Origin of the sequence: Chroococcidiopsis cubana SAG 39.79 (assembly GCF_003991895.1) — a bacterium.
GTDB classification, from domain to species: Bacteria; Cyanobacteriota; Cyanobacteriia; order Cyanobacteriales; family Chroococcidiopsidaceae; genus Chroococcidiopsis; species Chroococcidiopsis thermalis.
Genome location: NZ_RSCK01000004.1, coordinates 61,908 through 75,970, shown reverse-complemented (window position 1 = coordinate 75,970; position 14,063 = coordinate 61,908). Strand labels below are relative to the sequence as shown.

14 protein-coding genes and 1 pseudogene are annotated in these 14,063 nt (G+C 44.2%); 4 read left to right on the top strand and 11 right to left on the bottom strand.

Annotation, left to right across the window (positions count from 1 at the left end; all coding sequences use genetic code 11):
• Positions 1-81: 81 nt before the first annotated feature.
• The 7 genes and pseudogenes from DSM107010_RS04025 to DSM107010_RS04000 form a co-directional block, all read right to left on the bottom strand.
• Entirely contained in the window at positions 82-1,473 is a 1,392-nt protein-coding gene (locus DSM107010_RS04025; protein WP_106169201.1) for an ATP-binding protein, read from the bottom strand.
• Positions 1,474-1,514: 41 nt separating this feature from the next.
• Positions 1,515-2,339: a hypothetical protein gene (locus DSM107010_RS04020; RefSeq protein ID WP_106169200.1), complete on the bottom strand. Its 825-nt coding sequence runs from the start codon at positions 2,337-2,339 to the stop codon at positions 1,515-1,517.
• A 7-nt stretch (positions 2,340-2,346) separates the two neighbouring features.
• The gene (locus DSM107010_RS04015) at positions 2,347-2,616 is read right to left on the bottom strand and encodes a type II toxin-antitoxin system VapC family toxin (RefSeq protein ID WP_106169199.1); all 270 of its coding nucleotides are present in this window, start codon (positions 2,614-2,616) and stop codon (positions 2,347-2,349) included.
• The gene (locus tag DSM107010_RS42035; protein ID WP_258183989.1) at positions 2,613-2,717 is read right to left on the bottom strand and encodes a DUF2281 domain-containing protein; all 105 of its coding nucleotides are present in this window, start codon (positions 2,715-2,717) and stop codon (positions 2,613-2,615) included. The genes DSM107010_RS04015 and DSM107010_RS42035 overlap by 4 nt, the downstream gene beginning before the upstream one ends.
• A gap of 15 nt (positions 2,718-2,732) precedes the next feature.
• A pseudogene (locus DSM107010_RS42030) lies at positions 2,733-2,810 on the bottom strand (type II toxin-antitoxin system prevent-host-death family antitoxin); the annotation flags it as partial.
• Positions 2,811-2,964: 154 nt separating this feature from the next.
• Positions 2,965-4,632: an FAD-dependent oxidoreductase gene (locus DSM107010_RS04005; RefSeq protein ID WP_015153524.1), complete on the bottom strand. Its 1,668-nt coding sequence runs from the start codon at positions 4,630-4,632 to the stop codon at positions 2,965-2,967.
• 79 nt (positions 4,633-4,711) lie between these two features.
• On the bottom strand, positions 4,712-6,319 hold the full coding sequence (locus DSM107010_RS04000) for a VOC family protein (RefSeq protein ID WP_127022419.1): 1,608 nt from the start codon (positions 6,317-6,319) through the stop codon (positions 4,712-4,714).
• A 252-nt stretch (positions 6,320-6,571) separates the two neighbouring features.
• On the opposite strand from DSM107010_RS04000, the gene DSM107010_RS03995 reads away from it, so the two are divergent.
• Together DSM107010_RS03995 and DSM107010_RS03990 are read left to right on the top strand one after the other, a co-directional pair.
• Positions 6,572-7,024, top strand: a complete 453-nt coding sequence (locus DSM107010_RS03995; RefSeq protein ID WP_015153521.1) for a clan AA aspartic protease — start codon at positions 6,572-6,574, stop codon at positions 7,022-7,024.
• Between the two features lie 65 nt (positions 7,025-7,089).
• On the top strand, positions 7,090-7,518 hold the full coding sequence (locus DSM107010_RS03990) for a thiol-disulfide oxidoreductase DCC family protein (RefSeq protein WP_106166813.1): 429 nt from the start codon (positions 7,090-7,092) through the stop codon (positions 7,516-7,518).
• Positions 7,519-7,585: 67 nt separating this feature from the next.
• Here the strand turns inward: DSM107010_RS03990 and DSM107010_RS03985 are convergent, their stop codons facing one another.
• The gene (locus tag DSM107010_RS03985) at positions 7,586-8,020 is read right to left on the bottom strand and encodes a hypothetical protein (RefSeq protein ID WP_015153519.1); all 435 of its coding nucleotides are present in this window, start codon (positions 8,018-8,020) and stop codon (positions 7,586-7,588) included.
• A gap of 576 nt (positions 8,021-8,596) precedes the next feature.
• On the opposite strand from DSM107010_RS03985, the gene DSM107010_RS03980 reads away from it, so the two are divergent.
• On the top strand, positions 8,597-10,393 hold the full coding sequence (locus tag DSM107010_RS03980; protein WP_106166812.1) for a metallophosphoesterase family protein: 1,797 nt from the start codon (positions 8,597-8,599) through the stop codon (positions 10,391-10,393).
• Positions 10,394-10,522: 129 nt separating this feature from the next.
• Here DSM107010_RS03980 and DSM107010_RS03975 read toward each other — a convergent pair whose 3' ends face one another.
• From DSM107010_RS03975 to DSM107010_RS03965, 3 genes are all read right to left on the bottom strand, one after another.
• Positions 10,523-11,812: a Glu/Leu/Phe/Val family dehydrogenase gene (locus tag DSM107010_RS03975; protein WP_015153517.1), complete on the bottom strand. Its 1,290-nt coding sequence runs from the start codon at positions 11,810-11,812 to the stop codon at positions 10,523-10,525.
• 158 nt (positions 11,813-11,970) lie between these two features.
• Complete coding sequence (locus tag DSM107010_RS03970) at positions 11,971-12,927, bottom strand: alpha/beta fold hydrolase (protein WP_199755394.1); 957 nt, start codon at positions 12,925-12,927, stop codon at positions 11,971-11,973.
• 2 nt (positions 12,928-12,929) lie between these two features.
• On the bottom strand, positions 12,930-13,679 hold the full coding sequence (locus tag DSM107010_RS03965; RefSeq protein WP_015153515.1) for a lysophospholipid acyltransferase family protein: 750 nt from the start codon (positions 13,677-13,679) through the stop codon (positions 12,930-12,932).
• Between the two features lie 197 nt (positions 13,680-13,876).
• On the opposite strand from DSM107010_RS03965, the gene DSM107010_RS42025 reads away from it, so the two are divergent.
• Positions 13,877-13,999: a hypothetical protein gene (locus DSM107010_RS42025; RefSeq protein ID WP_277871308.1), complete on the top strand. Its 123-nt coding sequence runs from the start codon at positions 13,877-13,879 to the stop codon at positions 13,997-13,999.
• Positions 14,000-14,063 lie beyond the last annotated feature (64 nt).

Here is a 14,063-nt window from a genome sequence, read left to right as displayed (position 1 = left end):
TTCTCCTTTTTTGGCTTTACATCTTATTCGGATAGTAAAATATCTTCCATCTTTTGCGCCTTTGCGTCTTTGCGCGACATTTTAATTTAACTGTATCGGCAATCTAACCTGAAACTTTGTCTCTCCTGCCTTTGTCTCAAACCTAATATCACCCTTATGCTGTCCGACAATAATTCGCCGCACGATATCTAACCCTAAACCCGTCCCTTTCCCCACTTCTTTCGTAGTAAAAAACTGTTCAAAAATCCGCGACTGAATCTCTGGTGCAATTCCCACACCATTATCAACAATTTCTACCAAAATGCGATCGCCCTCTTGACAAGTCCTAATCCAAATTTGTCCTTTACCACCCGTAGCATCGATCGCATTATCAATTAAATTCGTCCAAACTTGATTTAACTGACTGCCATATGCACTAATCTTGGGTAAATTACCATACTCTTTATGTACTGATACACCTTGTTTCAATTTGTATTTGAGAATCATTAACGTAGTATTAATTCCCTCGTGAACGTCTACTTCTTGAATGGGGGCGCGATCCATGTAGGAATATTCCTTCATCGCTTTAACTAATTCTCCAATCCGCCCCGAACTTTGTTGTAATTCATATAACAATCCGCTTCCCGTAACTGTTGCATCCAACCAGCGCAATACACTACTCAAACATTCAGGAGTAATATGAGCTGTAATTTCATCTAATTTTTCTGTTGTAATTCCAGCGTTGACTAGTGTAGGAGCAAGTTTCCAACTTTCTTTAACATTGCGATCGTCCAACCAATCAGTAACCTCATCTTCAGCTTCACTTTGAGCAATTGGATCGCGACGAGAACAAGTTTTTGCAGTTGCGATCGCTTGTTTATACAAGTCACATAAAAAATCGATTTGTTCCTTATTTAAAGGCTGCTGATGTAGCTGCAACGCCAAAGCAGGTAATTGCTGTAAAATCTCATCTAAATTTTGAACGTTTCTTTTTACCGCCGCCGCCGGATTGTTCAATTCATGTGCTAAACCAGCCGATAAAGTACCAAGAGAAATTAATTTTGCTTGTTGCTGGGTGACAGATTCGTGGAGTTGCGATCGCTGCGTAGCAATTTTTAAAATACTGCGCCATACTTGAGGGCAAATTTCTAACATCTGCCAAAAAGCTTCTGGATGGAGTTTATAAAGTGTAACGGGAGTCAAGGCGCGTCCGCTGGTGGGATAGGGTTCGTCTAGCAGTAAAATTAATTCTGCAAATACTTCCCCAGAACCTAAATTGACGGCATGTGCTGCTTGTCCATCTACAGTTCGCGTCCATTCTGTAACTCCTTCTAAAATAATATAAAATCCATCTGGCGGATCTCCTTGTTTGGCAATTTGCGTACCCGCATCGAGTTGAATTTCCGTACCGAGTTGATTTAAACACTGCAATTGCTTCTCATCTAAATGAGCAAAAATTGGTACTTGTTGTATGGATAATTTAGTAGCTGTCATTTCAATTGGTAATTGGTAATTGGTAATTGATGGCTGAGACGCTACGATAAACGTGCTGCTGCTTCCCGTAATCGCTGATTACAGTCAGCGATAATAGGGCTACCGTGGGCAACGGAAATAACTTGTAAGTCGTGTATACTATCAGCTAATGTTTCTAACCATTGACGATAAGCATGGCGATCGCGTAGAAAAAATTGCCTACCTAAAAAAGTCATACCAAAAAATCCATTTGCCCCAATAGCACTTGCTCCCAACCATTGAAATGTAAACTGTCCTTTGGGTGAGTTTTGTTGTAAATATAACTTATTTAAATTAAATAAAATGTCTGTAAATATTAATGCTTTTCCTGTAGGTAATGGTAATTCATAAACGAGTTCCTGCGGACGAATACCAGCAGGTTCGTGACAGATAATGTCATATTTTGGTAATACTTCTTCTGCAATTCCATCTACTGCTACGACTTCTTCAACATATGGTTTTGCAGCGGCGGGACAAATAATTGTAAGTTGTGGATATCGCTGTTTGTATACGCCAGCATCTAGCCTATGAATGCGGTTGGGTACTATTAAAATTTTAGGTACGCCTAAAGACTCAAGCTGTGACATTCCCACTTCGTTGAGTGCGATCGCGCTGTGAATTAGTAAACTAGAGTCTGGCAATTTATAAACCACCATTTCACGTGGAACCATAGTAGAACTTGGTAAAATACCAGTAACGTGCCATAGATTCGGCGCTAGTTCTGCAATTGCACTATGAGGTAAAACATGAGATTGCCACTCATCTTTAGAAGAAGTGCTTTTACGAGGTTTAATTAGAGAGAAGAAAGCATAGAATAGCTCAGAATCTCCTTTTTCTTCTTGTTTCATACACTTATTACCAAAGTCTTTGCATTGGCTCGGCATCGAAAGCAGAATCGATACTTAATATTGGTAATTGCTCTACAATTACTTGTGAGATTAACAGGAGATCGAACGGATAGCGATGGTGAAGACGTAAGGATGCAACTACAGCTTCCCCAAGGCTAGCTACACTCAACAAAATATCATTATTTGCATCATTAACGATCTCCAAAACTGAGGTGGTTAGTTGTCCTTCATTCGCCACGTACCAAATAAATGTATGAGTATCTAGCAAGAACCTCATGACATGTAATCCTTAAAATCTTCTAGAGGTTCATCAAAATCATCGGATATTATTACTAAGCCTTTAGCGTTTCCTGGCTGACGGCGACGTTGAGCTGCCAATAGCGGCGTGAGTTGAACTAGTGGCTGTTCGTCTTTTGTAATAATGACTTCTTCCCCATGCATTGCAGCTTCAATTAATTCTGATAATTGTTGAGATGCTTCAACAAGATTGACTTATCGCATAGCTACAACCTCTCTATTTCTACTTTTTTGGTCATTGGTCATTATTCATTTTTTACTTACAAATGTAATTTTGACTTTTGACTTTTAACCTTTGAATTTTGACTTCCCTATTACCCATTACCACCTACAACACATTACTCAAATACCGATGGATGAATTGGACGCAAATCGATCCTTCACCAACGCTAGAAGCCACGCGCTTAATGGAACCGTGACGTACATCGCCCACAGCAAAAATCCCAGGTACGTTAGTTTCTAATAAAAAAGGTTCTCGATCTAACGTCCATCCTTTTGGGCGGTGTCCGTTCTGGCTGAGATCTGTTCCAGTCAAAACAAAACCGCGATCGTCGCGTGCGACAATTCCATCTAGCCATTCTGTTCTGGGAACAGCCCCAATGAAGATAAATAGGGAATTAGCCGGAACGACTTCAATTTCACCTGTTTGGGTATTTTGAATCGCGATCGCCTCTAAATTTGTCTCTCCTTTTACCTCCACCACCTGAGAATGCACCTTAACTGTAATATTTGGTGTCTCGGCAATTTGGTCGATTAGGTATTGCGACATGCTACTAGCAAGAGACTCGCCCCGCACTAACATCGTGACGTGGTGGGCATAGCGAGAAAAATACATCGCCCCCTGTCCGGCAGAGTTTGCACCACCAACGATGTAGACTTCTTCCCCTTGACAAGCTAGGGCTTCGGTTTGCGCTGCACCATAGTACACACCCGCCCCAGTCAATCGATCCATTCCTGGGACGTTCAACCGTCGCCACGAAACGCCCAACGCCAAAATTAAAGCATGACAGCTAATTTCGCTGCCATCGGCGAGAGTTATAATCCGATAGGGATCTTCTATGCGAATTCCCTGCACTTCTTGGGGATTGAGAATCTCTACACCAAAACGTCTAGCCTGGGTGACTGCCCTTCTCGCCAAATCGCCACCACTCAAACCCACAGGAAATCCCAAATAATTCTCAATCCGCGAACTCGTTCCCGCTTGTCCACCTGGGGCTTCCCGTTCGATCAATACCGTGTGCAACCCTTCCGAAGCACCATAAACCGCAGCCGCTAAACCTCCTGGTCCTCCTCCTACAATCGCCAGATCGTAAAATGGTTTTCCAGCTTGAGTCTGTAGCCCAATTTTGGCTGCAACCTCCAAAGGCGAAGGTTTGAGTAAACTGGAACCATCGGAAAATAGCACCAGCGGCAAATTTAATTTATCGCAGTCGGCGTATTTAACTAAATCCTGCGCTTCCTCTGACAATTCAATATCCAACCATTGATAAGGTAATTGGTTGCGGGCGAGAAAATCTTTAATCTCGTGAGAATGGGGCGACCAGCGATTGCCAATTACGCGAATCCCATCAAAAGGCGGACGGAATTGCGATAACCAATCATCGAGGAGATCGTCCAATACTGGATATAACCTTTCCTCTGGCGGGTCCCAAGGCTTCATTAAGTAATAATCGATCCGCGTAGTATTGATAGCGCGGATTGCTGCATCCGTATCTGCATACGCCGTAAGTAAAGCCTTTTTCGTCTCTGGAAACATCTGTAACGCCTGTTCCAGAAACTCTACCCCAGACATTTGAGGCATTCTTTGGTCTACTAAAAACAATGCTACAGGCTCGTTTCGCAGTTTAAGCTGTTGCAGCGCTTCTAAAGCAACTGCGCCAGACTCCGCCCGCAAAACGCGAAAGCGATCGCCATATTCACGTCGCAAGTCCCGCGCCACCGCTTGCAAAACTTCTGGATCGTCGTCAACTGTTAAAATGACAGGCTTAGTTGTCATGATTGGTAGTTGGTAGTTGGTAATTGGTAGTTGGTAGTTGACGGATAACGGTTAACTGATAACTGTCAACTGATAACCGTTAACTGATAACTGTCAACAGCCATTGCTTAGCTGCTTGCACGTCTTCTCCACTTAAGGCGTGTCCGCCAGGATGCCAAGTGAGGGTTACATCAGCACCAGCAGTCTGCAATATTTTGACTAATCGTTCTGTTTCCTCTGGACTGACGATAGAATCGTTACGTCCGGCTGCAATAAATATGGGGATACCAGTAAGACTGGGTAATTGAGACGGTTCGAGGGGAACCATCGGACGGAATAATACTGCTGCACTCAAAGTATAGGGACGGAGTAACAACATACTGACAGCAATATTTGCTCCATTGGAATAGCCTACAGCAACAACTCGATCTGGTTCAAATCCGTAGCTGTCAGCAGCAGTGGCAACAAAGTTAGCAAGTTCGTGGGTGCGGAATTTTAAGTCTTCTAGATCGAATATCCCTTCAGCTAAGCGCCGGAAAAATCGCGGCATTCCATTTTCCAAAACTTGACCGCGTGGGCTGAGTATTCCTGCATCTGGGATTAATTCTTCCCCCAGCCAAAGTAAATCGGTTTCATCGCCTCCTGTTCCATGTAGCAGTAGTAAGGTGTAAGGTATATTTGGCTCAGCAGCAGGGATAAAACGGTGAGTAAATCCGAGTTGAGTTTGAGGGCGATGGTTGCTGCTACGAATGGGAGAAGTACCAGTTTGCGGTAAATATAGTGATGGCAAAATTGCTTCGATTCGCTGCCGCTTCTTTTCCAACCAAGGAGGTAGCATCAGGTGAGTTCCCAGTTCTGCTGGTGCTTCATCAACGGTAAAACCTGGGGCATCGGTAGCTAATTCAAAAATAATTCCCCCTGGTTCTTGAAAGTAAACTGAGTGGAAATATTGACGATCCAAGATTGGGGTAACGTTAAATCCTAATTTGGCGATCGCGCTTCTCCAAGCTTCCTGTTCCTCATCGTTCCGAGTCCGCCACGCTACATGATGGACTGTCCCCACCGCTACCGCACCTTTCCAAAAATCTGGCGCACACCTGACATCGACAATTTTTCCCGATCCTCCTGCCCCAATTTGGTAGCGAAATATATTCCCTTCTTGTTGTTGAAAATTCCACCCCATCGTTTCTGTCAGCAACTTTGCCGTCAGTTCGTAGCCATCCTCACATAGCATGATTGTATGAATTCCACGGATTGCGTGTTCTGCGGGAATACCGCTAGTAGACCAAGGCGATGAAGTTTGAGGATTGGCTGTAGCTACTAGTTCTACCATCAATCCATCTGGGTCTTTAAAACTCAAGACAGACTCGCCAAACCGTTCTTCGGGACTTTCGTAGCGGATGCCATATTTAATACAGCGTTCGATCCAATAACCCAACGATGCTTGGGGAATGGCAAAGGATACAATTGTCGCTTGTCCCGTTCCTTGACGACCCTTGGGCGCATCAGACCAGACGAAAAACGTCATAATCGTACCAGGTCGTCCTAATTCATCGCCGTAATAGAAATGGTATGTTTCAGGATCGTCGAAATTGACAGTAACTTTGACTAGACGCAGACCCAAAAAACCAGCGTAGAAGTTGAGATTTTTCTGTGGGTCTGAGGCGATCGCAGTCACATGGTGAATTCCCAGGATTTCTTGGCTCATGTCGTTTCCCTGCTTGCTGTGAGGACACTATGACCAACCCGTACACTGTGTTTCTGAGTTTTCTATATAGTTTTCAAACTCTTAAGAGTACCTATTTAGTTATTTCCGCCACTAAAATCGAACAGCGCAGACTCATGCAAATTACTTAATTTATACCTTGTTTTTCGTCTAAATTGTCTGCCTAATATATTTTGCCGTATCTACCATAAAATAATCAAAAAGTAAAGTCTTTATGAGAGAGGCAATTGAATTATGGTAAGTTTCAATCGAATTGATGTTGCAGCTAGCGAACATATGGGAGCAGTCCGAGTACCAGTCAAGCTTACAAATGCTGTTGATGAAATCTTAGTCAATCGAGGATTACTTAATCCAAATCAGTTGCGCGTGTGTGAAACTGAAGCACTAGTAGACACTGGTGCAGTTCGTACAGTCGTATCTCAAGCTATAGTACAAGAACTGGGCTTAAAAGTTCGCGCTCAGCAGCTTGCTAAATATGCTGATGGTAGAGAGGAAATGGTGGGACTTACTGAACCTGTAATTATCGAAATCATGGGACGGGAGACAACCGAGGCAGTGTTAGTAACTGGGGATGAAGTCTTAATTGGTCAAACTGTATTAGAAACATTAGATTTACTCGTAGATTGTAAAAATCAGCGTTTAATTCCCAATCCCGCTCATCCCGACCAACCTGTTTTTCGGATCTAATCAGTTATCAGTTATCTGTCAGCTGTCAACCAATTACCAATTACCAATTACCAATTACCATTCTCATGAACCAATATATCGTTATCTTTGACGGCAATTGCAATCTCTGTACCACTCTCGTTCAATTATTAGAAAAACTAGACCAAGGACAAAAATTTCGCTATATATCCATGCAAGATGAAACTGCTTTGCAACAGTTAGGAATTACATCTCAAGATTGCGAACTCGGGATGATTTTAATTGATGCTAATACTCCCAATCGTCGTTGGCAAGGTACAGCCGCCGCTGAAGAAATTGGCAGACTATTACCGATGGGTGAAATATTTGTCAATGCTTACCGTTCTCTACCTGGCTTAAAATGGATGGGCGATCGCACTTACGAACAAATCCGCGATAACCGCTACACTCTATTTGGCAAACGCGACACGACATATAAAACTGTGTACGCCGCCGATTGTGGCTGCGCTTCTGGGGGAGTCGGGAAAGAGAATTGAGGGAGCAAGACAAGTCACAAGTCAAATTTAACTGGTCACTTGGTTGCTGATAATTACTCCCTGCTCACTACTCCCTGCTCCCTTGACCATTAAACACTTCCATAATCTTGCGGCAAATCTGCTTTAACTTGTCACTGGATTCTGTTTTGGGTTTTGTTTCGCCTTCACAACGCCATTCCTCAACCGTAGAAAATTGCCACTGTTTGCCACGATGATCGAATCCAGCAGCCTCCACGCCGATGCAACGCCGGACATCGCTGATGGGATCTTGATAAAACCGAATTTGGATTAGGATACTGCGACTCTGAAACGATTTACTCCAACCAGGAAAATGAAAGCCAATATCAACCGAGTCAGGATCGACTAACTCTAGGGTTTCTGGATCGTTCGTCCAAGGTTTCAGATCGGCTCTAATTTCAGGAAACTCTGCTTTGAGTAAATTCACCACCGTAGCAATCTTACTTGTAAACTCCAGATTAATCGCTTGCTCGGCTGCATTCACGCGAAACACTCCTGTAGATTGAAATATAGATGAGAGAAGTGAGGGCAGCAAGATTTCTAGAAAGCTCGCTGCTATTGGTAACTAATTTTAACAATTCCCTGAGTGCTTACTTGCGTGACTTGTGATACAAAAATTGTCATTAGTCATTAGTCATTAGTCATTTGTTATTTGTGATTCACAAATGACTAGCGATCGCCATAACGTTTCGAGCGTGTGGGGTTGCTATAAGGATCGATCTAGTTGAAGACCAACATTTCTAGCGCGGATTTGCGATGAAAAGGTTGATTTTCTATCTTTTGAAGATTGTATTTTTCGACTATGGAACTATCATTGGTTTGACTGTAAAGCGCTAACGTCGCAAATGACTAGTGACCAAAAATTATCAACCCCGTATGTAACTTAGATTACATACGGGGTTGTGCTTAACGATAATTACTTAAGTATAGTATTAGAGCTAGAGATATTCGGTTTGGCGTCAAGTAAACCTTTGCTTGTTTACTCTATATCAACTGTAAGACTTACTCTATTTTGCTGTCATCAAGAAATGATGAAGATGCACCACTATACTATAAAGAAATGATGTTTTCTACTCGGTCAAGGCTAGAAGAGTCGAGAGTCGGGTGGAATGCGCTGCCGAAAGCGCTTCGTTTTGCCATCTTCGCCATTATTGGTTTTTTGCTAATCTTGATGCTGACGCTGCTAGGAGTGTTCAACAGAGAGCCAATGATGCCTGCACCACCTCAGTTACTGACAGAGCCATTTTTACAACTACCAACAGTCAACTCTGTACAAGTAGTGTGGTTTACAGAATTTGCAGGTAGTCAGCACGCAGTTACTTATGGTGCAGGACTGAAACAAACTGCGATCGCCTCTACAGTTAAACTCAGCCGCACGCGAGAAGATCGAGAGTCCCATGTCGGCGCACAAGCTGAAACCGGACAATACCAAAACATCAAACTGCGAGATATCTGGCGACACGAAGCAAAAGTGACGGGATTAAGTGCTGGGGTGCGCGTCCCCTATCGCGTGTCTAGCGTGCGTGAAGATGGCACGACATTCAGTAGCGGTGAATATACCCTTGCTTCCCTGCCTGAATCTGGAACGCCACTCAAAATTTTACTCACCTCGGATCATCAACTCAAACCGATGACAGCAGCAAACTTGCAAAAAGTAGTAGAGACGGTAGGGAGAGTAGACGGGGTTTTCTTTGCTGGAGATTTAATTAATATTCCCGATCGCGCTTCCGAATGGTTTGACGATAATCGTGGTGGCGCGTTTTTTCCCTGCTTGCAAGGAAGGGCAAAATACGAGATTGCTAAAACAGTGTATCGCGGTGGGGCGATCGCTCAATATGCGCCAATATTTCCCGCGATCGGCAATCATGAGGTAATGGGTAGATATGGTAGTGGCGATAGTTTAGGGGAAGAATTCGAGAATTCTATCCCGCGTGCGATCGCTAAAAAACTTTATCCCGAACAAACAGAAACTCAAACAGAACAATGGTTGAAGGATCGTTCCTTTAATACGAATACCTACGAAGAAATTTTCACGCTTCCCGAAACGAGTCCAGGCGGAAAGACATACTACGCCATTACCTTTGGTGATGTACGGTTGGTAGTGCTGTACGTGACAAATATGTGGCGGTCTTACAATCTCACGCCAGATGTAAGAGGAAAGTACCAAGAACGCCAACAAGATTTAGATCGCCCTGAAAAGTGGGGCTATGGACAAGTCATTTTTGGTGAAATTGCTCAGGGTAGTCCGCAATATAACTGGTTGGAAGCGGAACTCAAAAGTCAGGAATTTCAACAAGCGAAATACAAAATTGTTATGTTCCACCATCCGCCCCATTCTTTAGGAGATAATATCGTTCCTGCTTATACCGATCCGGTACAAATTCGCGATCGCGCTACAGATGGTAGCCTCGAAGCAGTGCGATACGAATATCCTAGAGCAGCAGATTACATCATTCGCGATGTCGTACCTTTGTTAGAGACGGCTGGGGTGCAATTAGTTTTTTACGGGCATTCTCACCTGTGGAATCGTTTTATTAGTAATAATGGCACGCACTTTTTAGAAACATCGAATGTTGGCAATACTTACGGTGCGGCTGTGGGAAATAAAAGGCGAAAAGTCCCACCTGGCAATAATAAGGATTATGTTGCGCTAGGCAATCCGAATGGATTAGAACCTATAGTACCAACCATTGCCCCTTTACGAGGTGAAGACGATAAGCCACAGCCTTATATTGCCAGCAACGATATTACAGTTTTTAGTATTTTCAATACGGCAACAGGTACGATTAGTAGCTATCGATTTGACACGCGATTCCCGGGTTCAGATGTAGTTAAGTTTGATGAATTTGCTTTGTAGAGACGTTTCATGAAACATCTCTACATATATAGCGATTCTCGTTATGATGCGATACATTCGTAGGGGCGCACAGCTGTGCACCCCTACAGATCTTGTATTTCATCGAATTGAAAAAGGCTATATAAACAATTAAGGATACAACCCTCGGTCAGATAATGCTTGAGCAACACGACCGACACCCAACATATATGCAGCCCCTCGCAAGGATATTTCCCGCTGTCTAGATTTTTGAGACACTTGCTGATATGCTTGCACCATCAAATGTTCTAGTTCTCGGTTGACGCGCTCTTCATCCCAAAATACATAAGACAGCCCTTGCACCCATTCCAAATAACTCACTACAACTCCGCCAGCATTCGCCAGAATATCGGGTAATACTGTTATCCCTCGTGCTTCTAAGATGCGGTCTGCTTCTAGGGTTGTCGGTCCATTCGCTGCTTCTGCTACAATCGCGGCTTGAATTTGGTTAGCATTATCCTCAGTAATCTGATTTTCTAATGCAGCAGGAATCAGCACGTCGCAGGGTAAAGTTAGCAACTGAGCATTACTAATTGGCATGGCGTTGGGAAAACCCTTCAAACTGCGGTGATTTTGAGCCGCAAAACTCTTAAGTGCGGGAACATCTAAACCATTTTCGGCGTACACTCCCCCAGCACCAGTAGACACAGCAATGACTTTTGCTCCTGCTTGATGGAGTAACAAAGCCGCCGCACCGCCAACATTCCCAAAACCTTGAATCGCAATCCGCGATCCCGCCAAAGACTTACCCCGCTCGGCAAGTGCCTCTCGCACGGCAATCATCGTACCCCGTCCCGTTGCCATTTCCCGACCCCGCGATCCACCCACCGAAATCGGCTTTCCGGTCACGATTCCCGGTACGGCGTGACCGACGTTGACAGAATACGTATCCATCATCCACGCCATTTCCCGTGCGGAAGTCCCCATGTCTGGGGCGGGAATATCTACAGATGGTCCAATATCCTTGATCAGTTCGCTCGTATAACGTCTGGTAATGCGTTCTAGTTCTCCCACACTATAGCGACTAGGATCGATCGCAATTCCGCCTTTTGCCCCACCGTAGGGAATACCCAGCAAAGCGCATTTCCATGTCATCAACATTGCCAATGCTGAAACTTCTCGCAGGGTTACAGCCGGATGGTAACGAGTTCCACCTTTATAAGGTCCTAAAATATCACAATGCTGTACGCGATGCCCCGCTAACACTCGCACTTCGCCGCTATCGAGTTTAACTGGAATTGATACGGTGATAACTTTGCGCGGGTGACTCAGCATCACGAGTAGGTTTTGGTCTAACCTTAATTCTTTTGCTGCCTGTTCTAGATAACTACAAGCTTGGTCGTAGGGGCAAATATGAGCCGGAGAGGGAGTTTCTAGCGGCAGTGGGGATGTAGAAACCATATTTTTTCCTCTATTTGATTGCGATCGCCCGATTGCGATCGGATTATCTCTCGATCTCTAGCCTATCCTTCCACGATCGAAACACACTAAATTTCTGTAAAATTCGTTACATTTTTATCAGGGAGCAGGGAGCAGCGGAGATTTAAACAATTTCCGACTTACGACTTACCAGCAGCCATTTTTGCCGTATTTGCATCTAAAAAATGCTGCGATCGCATGATGTCATAAAGATTTGTCTCTGATTCGAGCAAGCAGGCGTGTCCGCTGTAGGGTAGGACAACTAAACGGGAATTTGGTAAAATTCCGAGCAATCGTTCGGCTTCTGCAATTGAAGGTAAAAGACGATCTTGAGCGCTGGCAATTAGTAGTACTGGTTGTGTTAGTTGTCGTAACTGTGTTTTGTCTACATCGAAGTTCTTGATTAAAGCAATTCGCCAGAGAACTGTTTCTGGGGGTACCGAACGAATGACTTTAAGCATTTCGCGACGATCGCTTTTAGTTACTCTCCCCAAGGAGGCAAGAAACGGTAACAATCCCACTGCCCCAAATTGGTAGAAACAAGACGGCACTAAATTTGCAAATTGCGAACCCCACGCTAAGAAAGGACGAAGTTGTACGGAAGAAGCAGGATTGACCAAAATAATGCGGCTAAATAACTCTGGTGCTTTGACTGCTACTTTCATTGCTAGACAGCCACCGAATGACTCGCCGCACAAGTAAACTTCTCTTTGAGGATTTTTAGCAAGTTCTTTGTGAATCAGTTGAATCACTTGTGCGCTCAACACATCCCAACTTGTCATATCATCTGGTGGAATCATCAAACAACGCACGTCAAAAGCAACTTCTAAACCTTCAGTTTGCGATCGCAATAACTGCCCCGTTCCATCCATACCTGGTAAAAATACGAATAGCGGATACTCTGGCTGAAGTTTTTTCGGACTGAGGAAACAGGGACGATTGGAGACTATTGGTGTTGTTGTAGAAAATCGGGAATCGGTAGGGGCGCATTGCTGCGCGCCCGTACTAGGAAGTCGGGAGTCGGGGAATTTTGAATTTTGAATTTTGAATTTTGAATTTTGAATTTTGAATTGCTCCTCTGCTCCTTTATCATTCATAACTAGTAACATCCTTGACGTAACAGCGTCTCGATTTCTGTCTCGCAGCGCTCGGTCAATTCTGAGACAACAGCTTTTGCTTGTTTGCCCTGATATTGTCTCACCTGCTGGGGTGTAATCCACAAGGGATGACCGACGAGAAGGACAACGCGGCGATAAATAACTAAAGGATGCCAGCCAGCGCGATCGAATAAAGGTTCTGAGGGGTCAAATACGCTCAGCAGCCGCAGCGGTACGGCGGAGGTGTTAACTTCTTCTAAAGAGGCGATCGCCACTGGTAAAACTGCCAAGTCCTTGACTGGTTTATGAATCTCTCCACCCGCAGCTGCCCGAATCGCTAAGTGAGCAAATCCGCGCTGAAACTTTTGCATCTGGTAAGGTTGACTAAATTGCACCATTGGCTTTGTCCCTTCGGGAAAGACTCCCACGGCTTGCCGACGTTGCAATAATTCAATTGCTTGATTAAAAAAGCTTTGTTGGCGATATTGGGGAGTTTCCAAAGGAAAACACCCTAATTGACCCGTGACAATCTCGCGCATGACTGGTACTTGTCCCATGTAATGATGGCAAGCAAAGCGGATTGGACGTTCCACTGCCTTCATCAACAGTGGTGCATCCATAAAGCTACGATGATTGCTCACGATCAAAACGGCACTATCGCGAGGAATACGGTCTTCGTAATAGAGAAACTGTTTGGTTCCCATCGAAGCCAGAAACCAATCAGAAATTTGCAGGGGGCTGTTTCCACTCATGCACTACTTTGTATAGTTCTTTTATGAGATCGGCAGCCGGCGATCGCTCGAACGAGTTGCTGCTGTACTTAATCTATTTTTACATTTCTTTGCGAACCTGATCGCATATCTTTGGGAATAGGAGTGAGGAGCGAGGAGCGAGGAGTGAGGGGACAAGGGGGACAAGGGAGAGAAGAGAGCCCAGGGAGCTGAGGAAGTTGAGGGGACAAGGAAGACCAGGGGGACAAGGGAGCAATTACCAATTACCCATTACCCATTACCAACTACCAATTCCCTACACCACTCTCCACTTATACAGTTTCTATCAGAAATTGAGCTAATTTTATAGAGTTTAATTATTCGATCGCGATCGCAAGAGTCATAACTCAAGTAATTATGTAGTTG

Coding starts and splice junctions, on each gene's coding strand:
- DSM107010_RS03965 (WP_015153515.1), bottom strand. CDS start 13,679: ATGAGTGGAAACAGCCCCCTGCAAATTTCTGATTGGTTTCTGGCTTCG.
- DSM107010_RS03995 (WP_015153521.1), top strand. CDS start 6,572: ATGGTAAGTTTCAATCGAATTGATGTTGCAGCTAGCGAACATATGGGA.
- DSM107010_RS04000 (WP_127022419.1), bottom strand. CDS start 6,319: ATGAGCCAAGAAATCCTGGGAATTCACCATGTGACTGCGATCGCCTCA.
- DSM107010_RS03990 (WP_106166813.1), top strand. CDS start 7,090: ATGAACCAATATATCGTTATCTTTGACGGCAATTGCAATCTCTGTACC.
- DSM107010_RS03975 (WP_015153517.1), bottom strand. CDS start 11,812: ATGGTTTCTACATCCCCACTGCCGCTAGAAACTCCCTCTCCGGCTCAT.
- DSM107010_RS04020 (WP_106169200.1), bottom strand. CDS start 2,339: ATGAAACAAGAAGAAAAAGGAGATTCTGAGCTATTCTATGCTTTCTTC.
- DSM107010_RS03970 (WP_199755394.1), bottom strand. CDS start 12,927: ATGAATGATAAAGGAGCAGAGGAGCAATTCAAAATTCAAAATTCAAAA.
- DSM107010_RS04025 (WP_106169201.1), bottom strand. CDS start 1,473: ATGACAGCTACTAAATTATCCATACAACAAGTACCAATTTTTGCTCAT.
- DSM107010_RS04005 (WP_015153524.1), bottom strand. CDS start 4,632: ATGACAACTAAGCCTGTCATTTTAACAGTTGACGACGATCCAGAAGTT.
- DSM107010_RS03980 (WP_106166812.1), top strand. CDS start 8,597: ATGATGTTTTCTACTCGGTCAAGGCTAGAAGAGTCGAGAGTCGGGTGG.
- DSM107010_RS04015 (WP_106169199.1), bottom strand. CDS start 2,616: ATGAGGTTCTTGCTAGATACTCATACATTTATTTGGTACGTGGCGAAT.